The 15270-nt window shown below is 70.1% G+C and carries 10 protein-coding genes and 2 pseudogenes; 6 read left to right on the top strand and 6 right to left on the bottom strand.

Annotated features, from left to right (window positions below):
* Positions 1-389: 389 nt before the first annotated feature.
* Together AMK21_RS10545 and AMK21_RS10540 are read left to right on the top strand one after the other, a co-directional pair.
* Positions 390-1001 (top strand): hypothetical protein, encoded by a 612-nt coding sequence (locus tag AMK21_RS10545; protein ID WP_073876498.1) that lies wholly within the window; start codon positions 390-392, stop codon positions 999-1001.
* Entirely contained in the window at positions 998-1261 is a 264-nt protein-coding gene (locus AMK21_RS10540) for a hypothetical protein (protein WP_199863172.1), read from the top strand. The genes AMK21_RS10545 and AMK21_RS10540 overlap by 4 nt, the downstream gene beginning before the upstream one ends.
* Positions 1262-1765: 504 nt before the next feature.
* Here AMK21_RS10540 and AMK21_RS10535 read toward each other — a convergent pair.
* The 4 genes from AMK21_RS10535 to AMK21_RS35905 form a co-directional block, all read right to left on the bottom strand.
* A complete protein-coding gene (locus AMK21_RS10535; RefSeq protein ID WP_143194855.1) occupies positions 1766-3166 on the bottom strand; it encodes a discoidin domain-containing protein in 1401 nt (466 codons plus the stop codon).
* 70 nt (positions 3167-3236) lie between these two features.
* Positions 3237-6695, bottom strand: a complete 3459-nt coding sequence (locus AMK21_RS35910; RefSeq protein ID WP_234421885.1) for a hypothetical protein — start codon at positions 6693-6695, stop codon at positions 3237-3239.
* 53 nt (positions 6696-6748) lie between these two features.
* Positions 6749-9016, bottom strand: coding sequence for a hypothetical protein (locus AMK21_RS10525; protein ID WP_199863153.1), 2268 nt, complete (start codon positions 9014-9016; stop codon positions 6749-6751).
* Between the two features lie 112 nt (positions 9017-9128).
* On the bottom strand, positions 9129-11306 hold the full coding sequence (locus AMK21_RS35905) for a DUF6603 domain-containing protein (protein ID WP_143194853.1): 2178 nt from the start codon (positions 11304-11306) through the stop codon (positions 9129-9131).
* 54 nt (positions 11307-11360) lie between these two features.
* On the opposite strand from AMK21_RS35905, the gene AMK21_RS34815 reads away from it, so the two are divergent.
* From AMK21_RS34815 to AMK21_RS10510, 4 genes are all read left to right on the top strand, one after another.
* A complete protein-coding gene (locus AMK21_RS34815) occupies positions 11361-11771 on the top strand; it encodes a hypothetical protein (protein WP_143194852.1) in 411 nt (136 codons plus the stop codon).
* Positions 11772-12268: 497 nt separating this feature from the next.
* Positions 12269-12412 carry a hypothetical protein gene (locus AMK21_RS35080; protein WP_158070714.1) on the top strand — a complete coding sequence of 48 codons (144 nt, stop codon included), beginning with the start codon at positions 12269-12271 and terminating at the stop codon, positions 12410-12412.
* Between the two features lie 214 nt (positions 12413-12626).
* Complete coding sequence (locus AMK21_RS10515; RefSeq protein ID WP_073876492.1) at positions 12627-13394, top strand: IclR family transcriptional regulator; 768 nt, start codon at positions 12627-12629, stop codon at positions 13392-13394.
* Between the two features lie 82 nt (positions 13395-13476).
* The gene (locus AMK21_RS10510) at positions 13477-13803 is read left to right on the top strand and encodes a putative quinol monooxygenase (protein WP_073876490.1); all 327 of its coding nucleotides are present in this window, start codon (positions 13477-13479) and stop codon (positions 13801-13803) included.
* Between the two features lie 474 nt (positions 13804-14277).
* Here the strand turns inward: AMK21_RS10510 and AMK21_RS35900 are convergent.
* Together AMK21_RS35900 and AMK21_RS35895 are read right to left on the bottom strand one after the other, a co-directional pair.
* Positions 14278-14679: pseudogene (locus AMK21_RS35900) on the bottom strand (type II toxin-antitoxin system PemK/MazF family toxin).
* Between the two features lie 158 nt (positions 14680-14837).
* Positions 14838-15158: pseudogene (locus AMK21_RS35895) on the bottom strand (alcohol dehydrogenase catalytic domain-containing protein); the annotation flags it as partial.
* Between the last annotated feature and the right edge of the window lie 112 nt (positions 15159-15270).

Here is a 15270-nt window from a genome sequence, read left to right as displayed (position 1 = left end):
GAGACATGGCCCGGTTCGGAACCCAGCTGTGGCTCGGTTCACCGGTCCCGGCGCCCACAAGCCTGCGTCACCCTGACGTGGCCCCGCCTACACGACGTCCCCCTGTCTCCGAGCACTTGACGGGCCCTGGGCAATGGAGGCTGTTCGAGCTCCGGCGAGACTGGCGCCCGGTGGCCGAACTGGCGCGGCAGGATCTGCCGACGCTCACGGACTCGGCCAAGCGGCTGCTCGCCGACCTCGACAGTGGCCCCGCTGCTGGAGACCGACATCCGGGCGCTCGTCGACAACCGTCCCCTGAAGTTCAGCGGGCGGCGGGTCACACAGTTCCTTGAAACCCGAGGGCTGCTGGTCCCGGATGCCGGGTTCCGCGGGATGCGCATCAGAAGCGTTTGGAGGCCGAGCTCGCCGCGCTGCCCGAGACGATCGCACAGGGACTCTCGGTCTGGATCAAGGTCGTGCGCGGAGAGGGCAAGTGGGAGCATGCCGGCCGGACCTACCGCAGCATCGTCCGCTACTGGCATGTTCTCGATCCGATCCTCAAGGCGTGGCTGGCGGCCGGCGCCGAGAGCCTGCGCGAGATCACCCGCGACGACGTCAAGCGGGCCATCGCCACCCGCAAGGGGACGCCGGCCCGCTCGATCCACATCGTCTTGCGGAATGTCTTCCGGGCCCTTCGGCAGGAGGGCGTGATCTTCCGCGATCCCACCCGGGGCCTCGTCTTCGCCGGGATCAACAAGACTCCGCCTTCCGTGCCCTCGGACCGGCTGGCCGACGTCCTCAGCCATGCCAAGGACGACTTCCAGCGCTTCGTGATGGTGCTGGTCTGCGTCCATGCGCTCAGTGGCACCGACATTCGCCGGTTGCCGCTCACCGACCTCGACCTGTCCCGCGAGGGGCTCGTCGTGCGACGATTGGAAGGCGACACGTCATCTACCTGGACGAACTCAACTACCGCTGCGCCTCCGCTTGGATCCGCGAACGTCACCGGCGCTGGCCGGTGACGACCAACCCGCATCTGCTGATCAACAGATGGACCGCAGTAGACACCACGCACTCGCCCGTCGGTATCAACACGTTCAGCACCGCCTTCAGGCCCACCGGGCTCACGATGCCGACACTGCGGCAGGACCGGATCCGCGACGAGGCGTTCGAGGTAGACGACCCGCTTCACCTGATGCGTCTGTTCGGCATCGCCGCTCAGACCGCAATGCGGTACATCAGCGCCGCCCACCCGGAACGTACCGCGCAGCTACCCCGGTAGAGGTGCGAGCCCGCCCGTGGTGACGGCCGTCACCACGGGCGGGCTACGCAGAGCCTGGGCCGAATCCTGAACGCGATGCTGTCGGTGGTCCACTCAAGTCGCTGCACTCATTCGGCGCTGCGGAGGACGAGCGGCTGGCCGTCCTGGTCAGCACGCTTGCTAGGGAGTGGAAGCAGGTGTGCTGGGGAGTGGAAGCAGGTGTGCTTCGGCCGTCTGGTGGCGGTGGAGCACTGGAGGTGTACGACAGCAACGGATCGTTCGAGCGTGATCCGCCAGCGGAAGGGCGACCCGCGCATGGCCTACGACACGGTGTCGTTCCGGCTGGTCGCCGGGTCCGGGAGGGCAGACGCGTGGTGCGGACGACTTTCGCCACATTGCCGGGCGTCTTCTGTGATCGCCCTCCGGCGGCCCCGCGACGCACCTCACGGCGAGGCTCTGCTTCCAGCAGGGGCGCTTTCTGCACTGGTGCGCTGTCGCGGGGGCGGGGAGGCAGAGGTTCGCAGCTCAGGAGCCCGCGGTGAAGGCGAAGCTCGGCGTGACAATGAAATGCCTGATTTGGAACACCACAAGCTGGTTTGTGGTGACGAGGAGACGTACGTACTTGGCTGCGCGCCCGTTCGGGATCGTGAGGTCGAACCCGCCCCTGGTGTAGTCGCCGAGTGGGGTCCAAGTGCTTTTGTCGAGTGATGTCTCGACCCGTCCTACGAGGCTCGCGTCGTGAGAGGGCACGATCTGTACCCGGGTGACGGTCTTGGTGTCTTTCAGCTCGATCATCGCCCAGTCTCCGGTCCGTGGGATCAGCCGTGACTGGTAGAAGGTGTCGTCCTGGCCGTCCAGCATCTTGTCCGGTGTGGCACTGGTGTTGCTTTCCGGGAAGGCACTGGCGGCCGGGAGGCCGACGGTCAGGCTGTTGCGGGCTGTCATTGTCGTGGCGGTGAGTCCGCCCGAGATGGTGGCGCTTCCTTGGACGGTCAGGCCACCGCTGTCGACCGAGATGCCGCCAGACGTCTGGCGTAGCCTGCTGCCCACTTCGATGTCACCGCCGCTGCCGACGATTTTAGGGACGGCAAGTTGCTTGCCCGTCGCGATGGTGACGTTGCCCTTCGCGATGACATTGCCGTTGACGGTGAGGTTGCCGATGTCGAGGTCGGGTTTGATGACGGTGAGCTGGGTGGAGAGGATGCGGATGACGGGGTTGGTGGGGTCTCCGGTGGTGGCACGGAGGTAGAAGGTCGTGTCGGTTTTGATGCCTTCGAGGTCGAGGCTGGTGCGGTTGGTGACGTCGCGGTTGACGTCACCGTAGAGGAGTTCGTAGGTGGCGTTGGCGGAGCGTTCCCAGGTGAGCTTGATGTCGCCGCCGTTGTTGATGACGGAGGGTTCGCACAGGAAGTTGCGCAGGTAGAAGTCGGCGGGAAACTTGCCGAGGTTGAAGACGCTGGGCCGGTCCTGGAAGGCGGAACTTCCGGTGCGGGAGCGTTCGGTGACGGTGATCGGGGCGGTTCCCACCTTGCGGCTGATGGGGATGTCGGACAGCTGGATGGTGAATCCGGTGTCCGGGCCGATCGGCGCGTTGCTGCCGGCGGGCGTGCAGACGAACTCCTTGGCCGACGCGTCCAGACGCACGGTCCAACCGGTGAGGCTGATCCGGGGACTGATCTTGTTGAGGTCGGTGGCCAGGTCGGGTGCCATCGTCCCGGCCGGGACCTTCACCCTGATCCACTCGACATCCGCCGGCGTGCCGCTCTGCCGGGCGACCGAGATCACCACCTCCCCGATCTCCTCGGGCGCCTGCGGATCCTCCGGCGACGCCTTCAGCGGGCTCGGGCTGGTGGAGACGGTGTACGACAGCAACGGGTCATTGGCCGCCGAGGTGTCGGCATCCTGAGTCTGAATCACTACGGTCACAAAGCGCTCCTTGGAGTCTCGCGGACGCGCCGCCCCGGGAAGGAACGGCGCGTGGCGTCGGGAGTGGTGGTCAGCGGGCGGCGCGGGTATGGGCGGCGGCGTCGTCGAGGGTGAGGAAGCCGGAACGGATCTCGGGTTCCGCCAGGGGCAGGTCGTACTGGTCCTGGGTGAGGATCGGCAGCTTCTCCCACTCACCGCCGCGGTTCTCCGACCAGGTCCAGGTGCCGAGGACGCCGGCCGGGGCCGGCATGAGGACGGTCTCCTCGCTCTCGTCCTGGGGGCCGCGCAGGGCGGTGGTGGCGGCCAGGAGCGGTCCGGTGCGGAAGTTCACGCTCATGCGGGTGATCGCCTGGTCGGTGAACTCCTGTGGGACGAAAACCTTCTTGGTGGCCAGGATGTCGGTGGTGGCGTGCACGGCCGCTCGTGGGTCGAGCAGCACGGTGGCGACCGCGGTGCTGTTCTCACCGAAGTCCAGCTCGAGCCTGGGCTTGTCGCCGATGGGCCGCAGGTACTCCCCGGCACCGGGGGCCGGGTCGATGACCGTCTCGAAGTGCTCGTAGTCGTTGTCGAGGACATAGCCGACCAGGCCGTCGTCGCTCTGCTGCGCCTCGCCGAGACGGATCGCCCACGGGTAGCCGGGCAGCTGGGAGGGGGTGGGTTCGAAGAGGTTGTGCCAGCTGACGTCGGTGCGCAGGGGGCCACGGAGGTTCATGGTGAGGCGGGTGCGGACCAGCGCGAGGGGGCGGCCGAGGAGGAAGCCGAGGCCGGGGTCGGCCGGGCCGTCCGGGTCGATGGTCTCAAGGGTACGGTCGAGCGTGGCGCGGAAGGCGTCGAAAGTCGCGGGGCCGCGGGTCTTCACGGTGTTCAGCAGCCGGTAGGGGTGGGGGGCCAGTGCCTCCAGCTGTTCGAAGCGGGTCACTTCAGAGCCGGGCAGGGCGGACCAGGAGACTTCCCGCCGGCTGGCGGTGTTCAAAGTGACGCGCAGTTCACCGAGCGCCGCCCCCTCGGGCGCGTGGACTACGAGGGACTGGTCGAGGCGGTTGTGTAGCAGCCAGGCGCAGACGGGATTGGTACCCGGTGTCAGGTCAGTGTCCTCGTCGGTGGTCGCGGCGAGGAAGTCGAAGCGCAGGCGGGCCGGCTGGAGCAGGCGCGGTCCCAGTTCGACCAGCCGCTCGGGGGTGTCGTCGCTGACGGGGTGGGCCGGACGCATGGTGTCCGGCATCTCGGGGTGGAAGCTGGTGGAGTCGGCCGCGATGAGATTGACGGAGCGCCCGAAGCGGTCGACGACCGCGACGTCGAGGAAGGCGAGCTGGCCGGCGCGCAGGTCCTGGAAGGTGGAGACGGGGTCGGGGTCCCAGTCGCTGGACTTGAGGGGCCCGGGGTCCGGCGGGGGGTAGTCGCCGTTGCCGATCAAGCCGCGGAAGTCGCCGGATGGCTGGAGGCCGGCCAGGGGCTGGCGTTGGGCGATAGCGGCGCCGAACCCGTCGAGGGTCTGGGAGAGGTAGTTCGCCTCGCGGGCCTGGGAACGGACACGCAGCACGGCGTCGGCGGGCAGCTGAGCGCGTACGCGGGCGTAGGTCTGCAGCGTGCCGTCGATGATGTGGCCGGCGGTGGGGGCGAGCATCTGGCGGCCCGAGACGACGAGCGGCGTGCCGGGCTCTCCGGTGCCTTTCCACTGGTAGCGGGAGCCCTCGATGAAGTCCCAGTGCGCCGCGTCACCGTCACGGAAGGGCAGGGGGAAGTACTCGGCCTTCCACAGCAGGAACAGCGGCTGCCAGGGCATCTCCCACGGCTGGGTGCCGTACTCGGGCAGAGTTCCGGTGACGTCCCGGATCGCGCCGCTGCGCAGGGCGCGGTCCAGGATGAGGAACTCGCTGAGCAGCGCGGGGAAGCAGGGCGGCTGCTGGCCGGTGAGGTCGATCTGGGCCGCGGTGGCCGCGACGTCGGCGGTGGTGATGCCGGAAGCCCGGGTGACTACACGTTCGGGGGTGCGGCAGGGCAGGGCGGTGTCGCGGGTGAGGGGCGCGTGGAGGTTGGCGCCTTCCAGGGTGAGGACCGGGTCGGCGCTGTACTCGAAGTCCTCGGCCGGGATGCGGATCAGGCGGCGGGCGGCCCGGGCGCCGTAGGCCGGGTACAGGGCGTCGATGCGCGCTGCCAGGTCCGCTTCACTCTTGCCCCACGGCAGTTCTGCGCGCTGTTCGGCCACCTCGCGGGCGAGGGCGACGACACGGCCGGCCGCGCCGTCCGCGTTGCCGACATCGAGTTCGTCGTCGACACGGGCATTGAACTCGTCCGACCGGCGTTCCAGGCGGCTGAGCCACCACAGGTGGTAGAGGCGCTCGCGGGCGGCGTCGAGTTCGGCTTCGGTGGCGTCATGCGCGGCTTGGCGGCGGTTGAGGTCGGCGACGGCGTCGGCCTCCGCGGCGCGGGTCGCGCGGGAGATGGTGCGGCCCGTCTCCTCGCCGCGTTCGCCGATGAACCAGCGGTACCCGCCGGCGACCGGACCGAAGGCGCTGTCGTGGGCGCGGCGGCCGGTGAGGATGTCGGCCTCGGGCCGGTCGCTCTCCTCCAGGGCATCGATCCCTCCCAGGAGGAAGGCCCGGAACAGGTCGGCCTCATCCGCGGACAGCGCTCCTTGGCCGTCGGCCCGGGCGCCCAGCTCGCCGACGGCTTCGGCGATGCTGTTGGACACGATCGGGGTGACGTCGGCCGGCTCAGGGCAGGGCGAGTCGGGGACGGGGCCGGTCGGGTCCCAGTCCAGGCCCAGGACGGTGCCGGAGTAGACGGAGGAGCGGATGCCGCTGCCGGAGCCCACCGGCGGCCGCCACCGCAGGCGCTCCAGCAGCGCGGCCAGGTCGTCGGTACCGGCGAGGATGTCGCTGTCCGGCTGGGCGTACCAGCCGGCGACGAAGTAGCTCAGCCGCTCCCGCCCGGGCAGTTCCCCCTCAGGGGCGTCCAGGAGGGTGTCGTGGAGGGAGAAGACGTTGGTGTTGTAGGGCTGGAAGACCGAGAAGGTCAGCAGTCCGGGGCCGATCGCAGTGAGGAACGGCTCGCGCCGGCCGGATGGCTCGCGCCAGGGTCCGGTGAGCTCGTGGCACCTGCCGATCAGGGTCGCGGCCGGTTCCTCACTGTCAGGATCCTGGAAGGAGACACTGCCGTCCATCGGGTCGAGGTAGTCGCTCTCAACGACCCACGCCTTGAGCTTGCCGGTGCAGTCGGTGCGGCGGACGACGAGCCACCGGTTGGGCACCAGGGGAAAGTCCCCGATGCCCTCTTCCTCGTCGTGGCGGCCGCGGGTGAGGGCGGCGGGCAGCTCCCACTGGAGGTAGACGCCGAGGCGGTCCTCACGGCCGGTCCACTCCTCAGGGCTGGAGAACGGGGCGGGCTCGGCAGGGACGCCCTGGCCGACGTCTTTGAAGTTGGTGATCCAGCGGTGGAACACGTGCGGGGTACCGGTGTCGCGGGTGGCCCGGTTCACGGCGAGGGCCGCCACTTCGACCGGCACGATGAGGGTGGTGTCCACGGACATGGCCCGAGGTCCTTTCGGTCAGCGCATTGGCAGTGCAGCGCGGGGACGTGGAGTCAGGGCCGGGAGAAGGTCTGGGCCTGCGGTGCGTTGATCATCTGCAGGGCGAACTGCGCGGAGGAGATCCGCTGCCCACCGGTGAGCCCGTGCGCGCTGGAGAGGGCGGGCACCAAGGCGTCGCCGGTACCGTCGACATTGAGGACATCCTTCCCGCCCGGGCGCAGGAAGCGCCGGAAGCGGCTGTCGTCGGCAGGCGGTGGCGGAGGGAACTCGCCCATCGGGTGCCCGATGCGATCTCCGGTGATTTCGCGGAGCTCGATGGTGCCGAGGTCTCCGATGCCGAAGCACAGACCCCGCGGGGGCTCGGCGAGCTCGAAGCGGTCGATGACCTCGGGGAAGAGCGCCAGGCGGATCTGCGTGCCGAAGACGGCCTCACGTACGGGTCCGACGACTTCGGTGCCCTTGTGGGCGGTGACGATGGCTTTGGGCCAGTTCTCCACCAGGCTGGAGTTGACGAGCACAGCGCACTTCGGCACCGGACCGCCGCCGGTCGCCAGAGCGTTGAGGTCGGCGTCCAGGGCGTGGCCGACGCCGACGCTCACCGCCCCGTCCACCGCGGCCCGCACCCACGCGGGATCGAGGTAGGCGAAGCGGATGCTCTCGGCCGGCAGCGCGCGGGGGTCGGGGACCAGGTGGGAGAGGCTCAGCAGTTCCAGGCGGCGCAGCGCGTCCAGCCAGTCGGTGACCTTTTTGAAGTCGTCCGGGGCGGCCTGGGTGAGCAGGCCGGCGAGGTCGGGCTGGGCCAGGACGGCACGCGCATCCCCGGGGCCGCGACGGGTGCGAACACCCGTGCGGCGGCGGCCGGCGCGCAGCTGCGGGCCGGCTTGGTCGAGGGCCTGGTTGAGGCGGGCGACACCGGAGCGGGCGTCGCCGTCAGTGAGGAGCCGGTCGAATGCCTCGAACGCGAGCGGCGCGGTCAGGTGACGGCAGCTCAGCGTGCCCGCGGCGGCGTGGGCGAGCTGCGGGTGGGAGGCCAGACGCCGAACCGCGGAGCGTGCCGCGGAGCGGAACTCCAGGAGGGCGTTGCGGAATTCGGCGTCGGCGAGGGCGAGGGTGCGGCCGGTGGTGAACGCGGCGGCGTAGGCGGTGTCGAACACGCCGTAGCGCTGCAGGTAGATCAGCGCCTCACCGGGTGAGTCCAGGCGAGTGGCGGCCGCCGGGGGCGGGGTTTGGGCCGGCTGCGCGGTGAGCGGGCCGCGGTAGAAGGCAAGGGTGCGCTCGCCGGTCTCCAGGCGCTGCGGCAGGGCCACGGCCCCGGACGCCATCCGGTCCACGGCTTCCTTCTGCGCTCCGGCCGGGTTGGCCGGTGCCGTGGTCGGCACCCGTAGGCGCAGCTCGTCCGCGGGACGCGGGAGGGGTTCGTCGCCGGTGCCGTCGTCGGTGGCGGCCAGGTGCTGTGCGAGGTCGCCGAAGCCGACGCCGGAGTCGGGTTCGGTGGTGAAGGACCAGGAGGCGAGGGAGACCAGGCGTACGCCGTCGGTGGGCGCCGGTCCGGTCAGGTGCCGCTCGTGGCCTTCGAGGGAAACGAGGTGGACGACGTGACGCCCCCCGATGGCGGCGGGAAATCGGTTGGCCACGAGGACAGCGTTGAGTTCGCCCTCGTCCGGCTCGGGGTCCGCGCCGGCGCGGGTGTGGTCGGCGTCGGGGCGCCCGCCCTCGCGCAGGTGCGCCAGGTAACCCATCTCCACCGGCAGCGGCTTCACCGCGTCGAACAGCGCGGCCGGGACGAGGACGGAGGCGCACTGCTCGTCGTACTCGTCAGGACGCATGCTGCCCGGGGCGATGACCGGCACCGCTCCAAGGCCGTGGGCCCCCTCCAGGAGCTCGCGCACGGTGCCCGTCTTGACCAGGCCCACCGCGTCCGGGTCCTCGGGCAGTTCGTCCTCGCGGAACAGCAGCAGCGCCATCCACGGGACGGCTCCCGGCTGGTCCTCAGCGAGCAGCCGGGCCCACGGCAGGCCCGGGGCGTCGAGGTTGATGTGGGCGAGAGTCTGGCTGTAGGTGCCCACCGCGTCCGGCACGGGGAACTGCGCGTTGATGCCCGTCGGGTCGAAGCTGAAGCGCGGCTGGACGACATCGAATGGCTGCGGGGTGGCATCGACGGTCCGGTCCGTGCCGTCGACGTCCTTGAGGACCTGCCGGTTGTCGATCCGGTACCGGCCGGCGTAGAGGGAGGGGATGCGGTGGTCGAAGAACCGTGTGCGGTGCTGGCCCGCCGGCTCGGTAGGACGCGGCGGAGAGGCGGGTTCGGTTGTGGTGGTCACAGGGCGTGCCTTTCGAGAGAACGCGGCGGAGGGCGGGGCGGGGCACCGTGCGCAGGCGCGTGGCGAGGCGGGGCCGCCCCACCTATGAGGCGGCCCAGTGGTACGCGTCGCGTCAGCCGGCGACGAGCATCGGCTCGGCAGTGAACGCGGTGCCGGCGGCGTGGGCGTAGGCGGGCAGCTCGCTGTGGAGAGCGCCGAGGTCCGTACCGAGCCCCTTGAGCGCCTGGGCCAGGGCGGCGCGGCTGTCGCGGGTGACTGGGGTGTCGATGCCGTTGTGGATCGCTGCGATCACCCCGCCGGGCCGCGTCGGCACCGGGCCCGTGGCCGGCTCCCCAGACAGCGGCTGCTTGCCGTCGGGGTTGATGGGGTCGAAGGAGATGGCCTTCTCGTCGAGGAAACCGGTGGAGGTGCCGTGGTCGACCGGCGGTGAGGTCAGGCGGATCCCGAGGATCCGGTCAGGGATGATCCCGTCGTCGGACGCGTCCGGGCGCTGGCCCCATAGGCCGTTCGGCACGTTGCCGTGCAGGATGGTGCGGCCCCAGGACGCCAGGGCCGCGGGCTTGGCGTTGTAGGTGAGCCAGACGCGCAGTTCGCTGCCCTTGCCCAGCAGGTGCATGGGCAGGATGTCCACCGCATCGCCGGTGGTGGCCTCAATGGTGTCGCTGCCCTGGTTCAGGTACACCTTGCTGACGGGGGCCTGGGTGTCGGCGGTGAACGTGAAGCCGCCGTTGCTGACCAGCCACGGCTTGACCGCACCGCGGGTGGCCGGGGCGCCCTCGCCGGCGTAGCCGGCGATCGCCGTGGTGCGGACCATGTTCTCCGGCGGCGGCAGCATGCCCTGGAAGCCGCCCCAGTCCAGTGCCGGCGTGTGGTTGCGGCGGTCGGCGCCGAAGCCGATGGTGAAGGAGATGAACCACAGGTGGACGGTGGCCTCACCACCGACCGCAGGGCCCCAGACGCGGACACTGACGCCGACCTCGACCGAGATCCTGATCTTGACGAACCAGACCTTGATGGTCGCCGAGACCCCGACCCGGAGGCCCATGCCGACGTCGAAGTAGAAGGGGTTCCACTCCAGCAGGGCGTCCACCCGGGCGGTGAGCCAGGCGCGCAGCATCCCGGACTGGAAGACGACGTCCAGGGAACCGCCGGCCATCAGGGACTTGGGGGTGAACGCGGCGTAGGCGTTGCCGGTGATGTTGACGGTGGAGCCGACGCCCCAGGTGATGCCGGCGGGCTGCTGTTTGGGGTAGCGGGCGGGCAGTTCCCGTCCAGCGGGGATCGCGCCGAGCATGAACGCGAAGTCGCCGGCGTTCTTGTGGTTGCCGAACCAGAACTTCATGCCGACGCCGCCGCGCAGCTTGCAGTTCGGGTCGATGAGGAACGTCTTCTCGGTGAACGCCGCCCCGATGCTCAGCTCCCCGGCCGTCGGCCGCAACGTGGCCTCGATGCCGATCTCCACCCGGGCGATCTTCTTGTTGCTCTTGGTGGGCAGCTGCATCCCGGCCGCACCGAGCAGGCTGATCGTCAGGTCGGAGCCGGTCTGCACCAGCGCCATGGCGCGGCCGCTGAACGTCTCGAAGCAGTCGAAGGCCAGACCGGCCGCGAACCACAGGTCGCCCTCCTGCGGCCGCACCCACGGAAGTGAGCCGCCGATCAGCTTGCTGAGGACCTCGAGGGGGTCGACCTCATCGTCATCGGCGCCGATCGCCCCCGGATTGTCCAAGGCCATCAGGAACGGGAAGTCGTCCAGAGCGTCGGCGGCCGGCACCCGCACACGGCTGTTCCACCCGAACCCCGCCGAGATCCCGCGCACCTGGAACAGCGGCGGGCCGAAACCGATCTGGCTGCCCAGCGAACCGTAGGCGAACAGCGACGGATCCGCACCGGAGCCGGGCACCACGTAGGCGCCCATCGCCGCGCCGCTGAACGCGCCGGTGTCCACCAGCAGCACCCCGCCGACCACCGTCTTGTACGGCGGGGAAGCCGGCAGCGCCGTCAGTGCACCAGCAATCCGCAGCGGCGGGCTGTAGTAGTCGACGCTCAGACCGTTCTCGCCGCCAGGGGTACCGATCGGCGACCAGCCGCGCACCGACGGCGCCTCCAAGACCCGCATCCCCTTGCGGCGCCGCGGCCCGGGACGGGGGGTGAGGATGCCGTGCTCGGTCACCAGCGCGCAGGAGGTGCGGTCGCTGTCCGCCCGGTTGCGGGGCTGCCTGGCGAGCAGAGCGCGGCCCAGGCCGTCCAGGCGTTCGGGGTCGACCGGCAACGCGGGGGTACGCCTGGTCAATCGCAGCACCCGGCCGTCCGCCAAGGCCCAGGCCCCCACCGGCAGATCCGTTCCGTGCGGAGCGCCGTCGACCAGAACCAGAACGCGGCCCTCGCCGAGATCAACTCTGGCCAGCGTTCCGGTCACTCGTCCGCCATCGGCGGTGAACGCGACGTCCACCGGCGCCGAGGATGCGGTGATTCTGGCCTGCCCGCCTACCGTAAGGGCCTGCGTATCGCACACCGCACCGTCGATCCGCACAGTGCTGCCCGGAAAGACGAGCGCCGCGGCGTCGGGGTCGGCGAACACGGACACCGGGATCTCGACCGCGCCTCCCGGATCCGTCTGGACAAGGAACTTCCGTACATCTTCGACGCGTGCAGTCACAGCAGGCCAACCCTCTACTCGCGGTACAAGGGAAAGACGGAAGCCCTCCGCCCTCCCCCATTACGCGACGGGCTGGCGCATCCGCTGCGAGAAGCCTAGCCAGCTAGACACTCAGAGTGTGCGGATAATGATTCTGCGTAACGAGGTTGGCTGGAAGGTGGGCGCGAACTGCTGCTCTGCGTAGATATTTGCAAGCTGCACCACTTTGTCTGCAGAAGCGTTTCCACCGTGTCCCCCAAGGGTCTTGGAAAGGCAGCCACCGAGGCGCGACCCCATGGACGCCTCCGCCCGATCCGTACGGAAGGGTTGCTAACAAGCCATCCCGCCCGCATCTTCAGCGATACGCCCCCTGGGACCGGCGCGCAGCCGCGCGCACGACCAGCGCGGACGGACCCTGGCAATCGACGTGGCCTTCACCCCATCGCCCGGCACAGCGGCCGCGAACAACGAGCGGACCGCAAACTCATCCATCAAGCCCCCATCCAAAGCCTCTCGGTGGTCGGGGTCGAGCCTGAGCCCCTCCAGGAATCGACGAACCTGCGCGCTTTGGCCTTCGACGTCCTCCAGGTCGATGGGCTGCCGATCCTCTCCGACCAGTGGGACCGAAAGTCCGCCTCCAACACACCTTCTCCGCCACCGCACTCAACGTGATCAGGCTCGACGCCCACTGGACCGCAGGCCCCCTCGACCGCCCCCGCACCAGCAGGCTCGAACGACTCAGCTACCGACTCTCCGCCTGAACGAATTGCGCAGCAGAGTCCACTCCCGCCGGAAACCGGTCCTCTGGACCCGTAGGCCGGCCCAGTCGGCTCACCTTCGGCCCGCCCTTCTGCCAAGGGTGCGGGCCATCGCCGTCTCGGCGTCTCACGGGGGCGCCGGGGGGCGTACGAGGCCGGGGGCGGCCGCACCGCCGCTTAGACTCGGAGAACGCGTACGCCCGGAAGGAACAGAGCCATGCCCCGCCCCGCCCCCGCCCGCGGCCCCGCCGTGCCGCAGTCGGTCGACCGCGCGCTGGAGATCCTGGACGCCGTGGCGGACGCTCCCGGGCCGGTCGGGGCGAAGGCCATGGCCCGGCGGCTGGGATGCTCGCTGTCGACCGTGTACCACCTGCTGGGACCCCTGACGGCCCGCGGCCATCTGGTCCGGACCGGCGCCGGTTACGCCCCCGGGCCGCGTCTGGCCGCGCTGCACCAGTCGTACCGGAGACACCTGGGGCTCGCGCCGCAGATCGCCGAGCTGCTGCCCCGACTGCGGCGGGCCACCGGGGCGGAGGCGTACTTCACGGCGTACCGGGACGGCCGGATCGTCATGATCGACAGCACGGTGCCGTTGACGGACCTCGCCCACCCTTTTCTGCCCGGACCCGAGACACGGGCGCACGCCACCGCGCACGGCAAGGTGCTGCTCGCCGCACTGCCGAGGACGGCGCGGCGGCGGTATCTGGCCGAGCACGGCATGGCCCGGTTCACCGGCCGCACGATCACGACGGCCGAACGTTTCGAGGCGGAGGTCGCGCAGGTCCGCGGGCAGGGCCTCGCGGTATCGATGGGCGAGGCGGACCCGGCGTTCACCTGCCTGGCGACCACGCTGCCGCACCCGGCCGACGGCCCGGACGGCGTGGTGCAGGCGTTGTCGGTGTCGCTGCCCACCTCCGACTTCCGGCGGCGGCACGGGGAGATCCGGGCGGCACTGGCGCGGGCCGCGGCGACCGCGCTGCTCTGAGCGGACGACCGTTTTCCGGCAGAGCCGGAACGCGGCGTGCCCCGGGTGGTCCTCCGATATCGGTGGTGTCACCCTGGACGGCATGATCTTCATCGCCGTCAGGTTCACAGTCCTTCCCGAGTACAGCGACCGCTGGCTCGACATCGTCGACGACTTCACACGAGCGACCCGCGCCGAGCCGGGAAATCTCTTCTACGACTGGTCGCGCGGCGTCGACGCCCCCCACAGGTTCACGCTCCTGGAGGCCTTCGCCGACGCCGACGCGGGCGCGGCCCATGTGGCCTCCGACCACTTCCGGGCCGGCATGGAATCGATGGCGACGGCCATCGCCACCACCCCGGAGATCATCAACGTCGAGGTCCCGGGCCAGGGCTGGAACGAGATGGCCGAACTCGAGCCGGCGCGGTAGACCTCCGCCGCTACGTGGGCTGGTATCGGCACATCACCCTGGCCATGCTCGCGCACGCCTTCCTGGCCGCCACGGCGCACCAAGCCGGGGAAAAGGGGGGCGGAACAGATGGGACGGCCGGGGTCATCGGGTTCACAGTGGCGGAGGTTCGGCGACTCCTGGCAGCTTGTCGCGCCCGGCCTCCGCACCTGAGCGGACACCGGGGACTGCACCACGCGCTGAGCTGGTCGAACTGGCGCCGCCGACGCCAAGCAGCCGCCCGCCTGCTGGAGTACTAGCGGCCGGTCTCGGCGCGTCGGTGCTGTTCGGCGGGCCACTCGTCCACCTGGTCACGGCTGACGGCGCCGCCGGCGCAGGCTACTCCAGCCGTAGATCGTGATCTCGATGGTGAGGGGCGCCGAGGACAGAGGTGGCCTGTGTCGATCATCTGGACGAGCCTGACCACGCCATCGGGGGCGTCTGTTCCTTCTCCGCCTACCCGAGTCCACCGAGACGGAGGACCTCCCTTATCTCGCTTAGCTTCGCGGCCGTCGCTGCGGTCGGCTACTTCGCCTGTCCCGAGACGGCGGGCATCCTCGATCTCGCTGAGTTTCGCGGAGGACAGGGCGCCAGCCCGCTCGATCAGGTCGTCCCGGGACACGGTGGTCAGCCACATGCAAGGGGTAAAGCCTGGGCGCGGGAACGCGAACCGCAGCACGCCTTCACAGGGCAGTCCTTCCATGGCGCCTACTGCCACTTCGACGCCCAGACCGGTGATGTCGACGCCCGCCGGAGCGACGACCTGCATCACTTGGATCCCGGACGCGTCGTCTCCGACAGCAGCACGACCGGCCGCTGCTCGTCGAACTCCACCCACCAGACTTCGCCGCGTTGCATTTGTCCCCCTGGCATAGGTACGAGGTGCCCGTGGCCTCCCTCTGCTCGGGCTTGAGGTCGGCGTGTTCGAACGAGGCCTGCCATGCCGTCAGCCCGACGAGGGGCAGGGCCGCGGCGTCGGTCAGCTCGACGGTGCGGAGGGCGGTGGCCAGCGCCTCGGCGGGTGCGGCGACGTATTCGGCGGCCGCGCCGGGAGCGGCCGCGGGCAGAAGTGCGACCACCGCGTCCCCCATGCTCCAGTTGGGCACGCCCTCGCCGACCTCGGTGATGACTCCGGACAGGTCGAGGCCTGGGATGTGCGGGAGGGCAAGTGGAAGCAGGTCCTGTCGCAATCCGGCCCGGAGGCCGGAGTCCGCGTCGTTGTACGAGGTGCCGGCTACCTGCACCACTACTCGGCCCACACCTGCCACCGGCCGGTCTGCCTCCTCGTAGACGAGGACGTCGCTGCCGCCGTAGGAGTGGTAGCGCACTGCCTTCATGATTTTCCCCTTCGCTCGCTTGCATGGCCCATCGGTCGTCTCCCCGGCGGTCAGCTGACGAAGGGCCTGGTGTGAAGGTGCGGCCTCTCAGCGGCCCTCGTCACATCGTTGT

Source organism: Streptomyces sp. CB00316 (assembly GCF_001905595.1).
Taxonomy (GTDB): domain Bacteria; phylum Actinomycetota; class Actinomycetes; order Streptomycetales; family Streptomycetaceae; genus Streptomyces.
The sequence above is the reverse complement of the archived record's forward strand: the minus strand, read 5'-3'. Positions and strand labels throughout refer to the sequence as shown.

What these genes read in the sequence shown, in the direction of transcription:
- AMK21_RS10515 (WP_073876492.1), top strand. Translation starts at nt 12,627, where the DNA reads ATGCCCCGCCCCGCCCCCGCCCGCGGCCCCGCCGTGCCGCAGTCGGTC.
- AMK21_RS10510 (WP_073876490.1), top strand. Translation starts at nt 13,477, where the DNA reads ATGATCTTCATCGCCGTCAGGTTCACAGTCCTTCCCGAGTACAGCGAC.
- AMK21_RS35910 (WP_234421885.1), bottom strand. Translation starts at nt 6,695, where the DNA reads ATGTCCGTGGACACCACCCTCATCGTGCCGGTCGAAGTGGCGGCCCTC.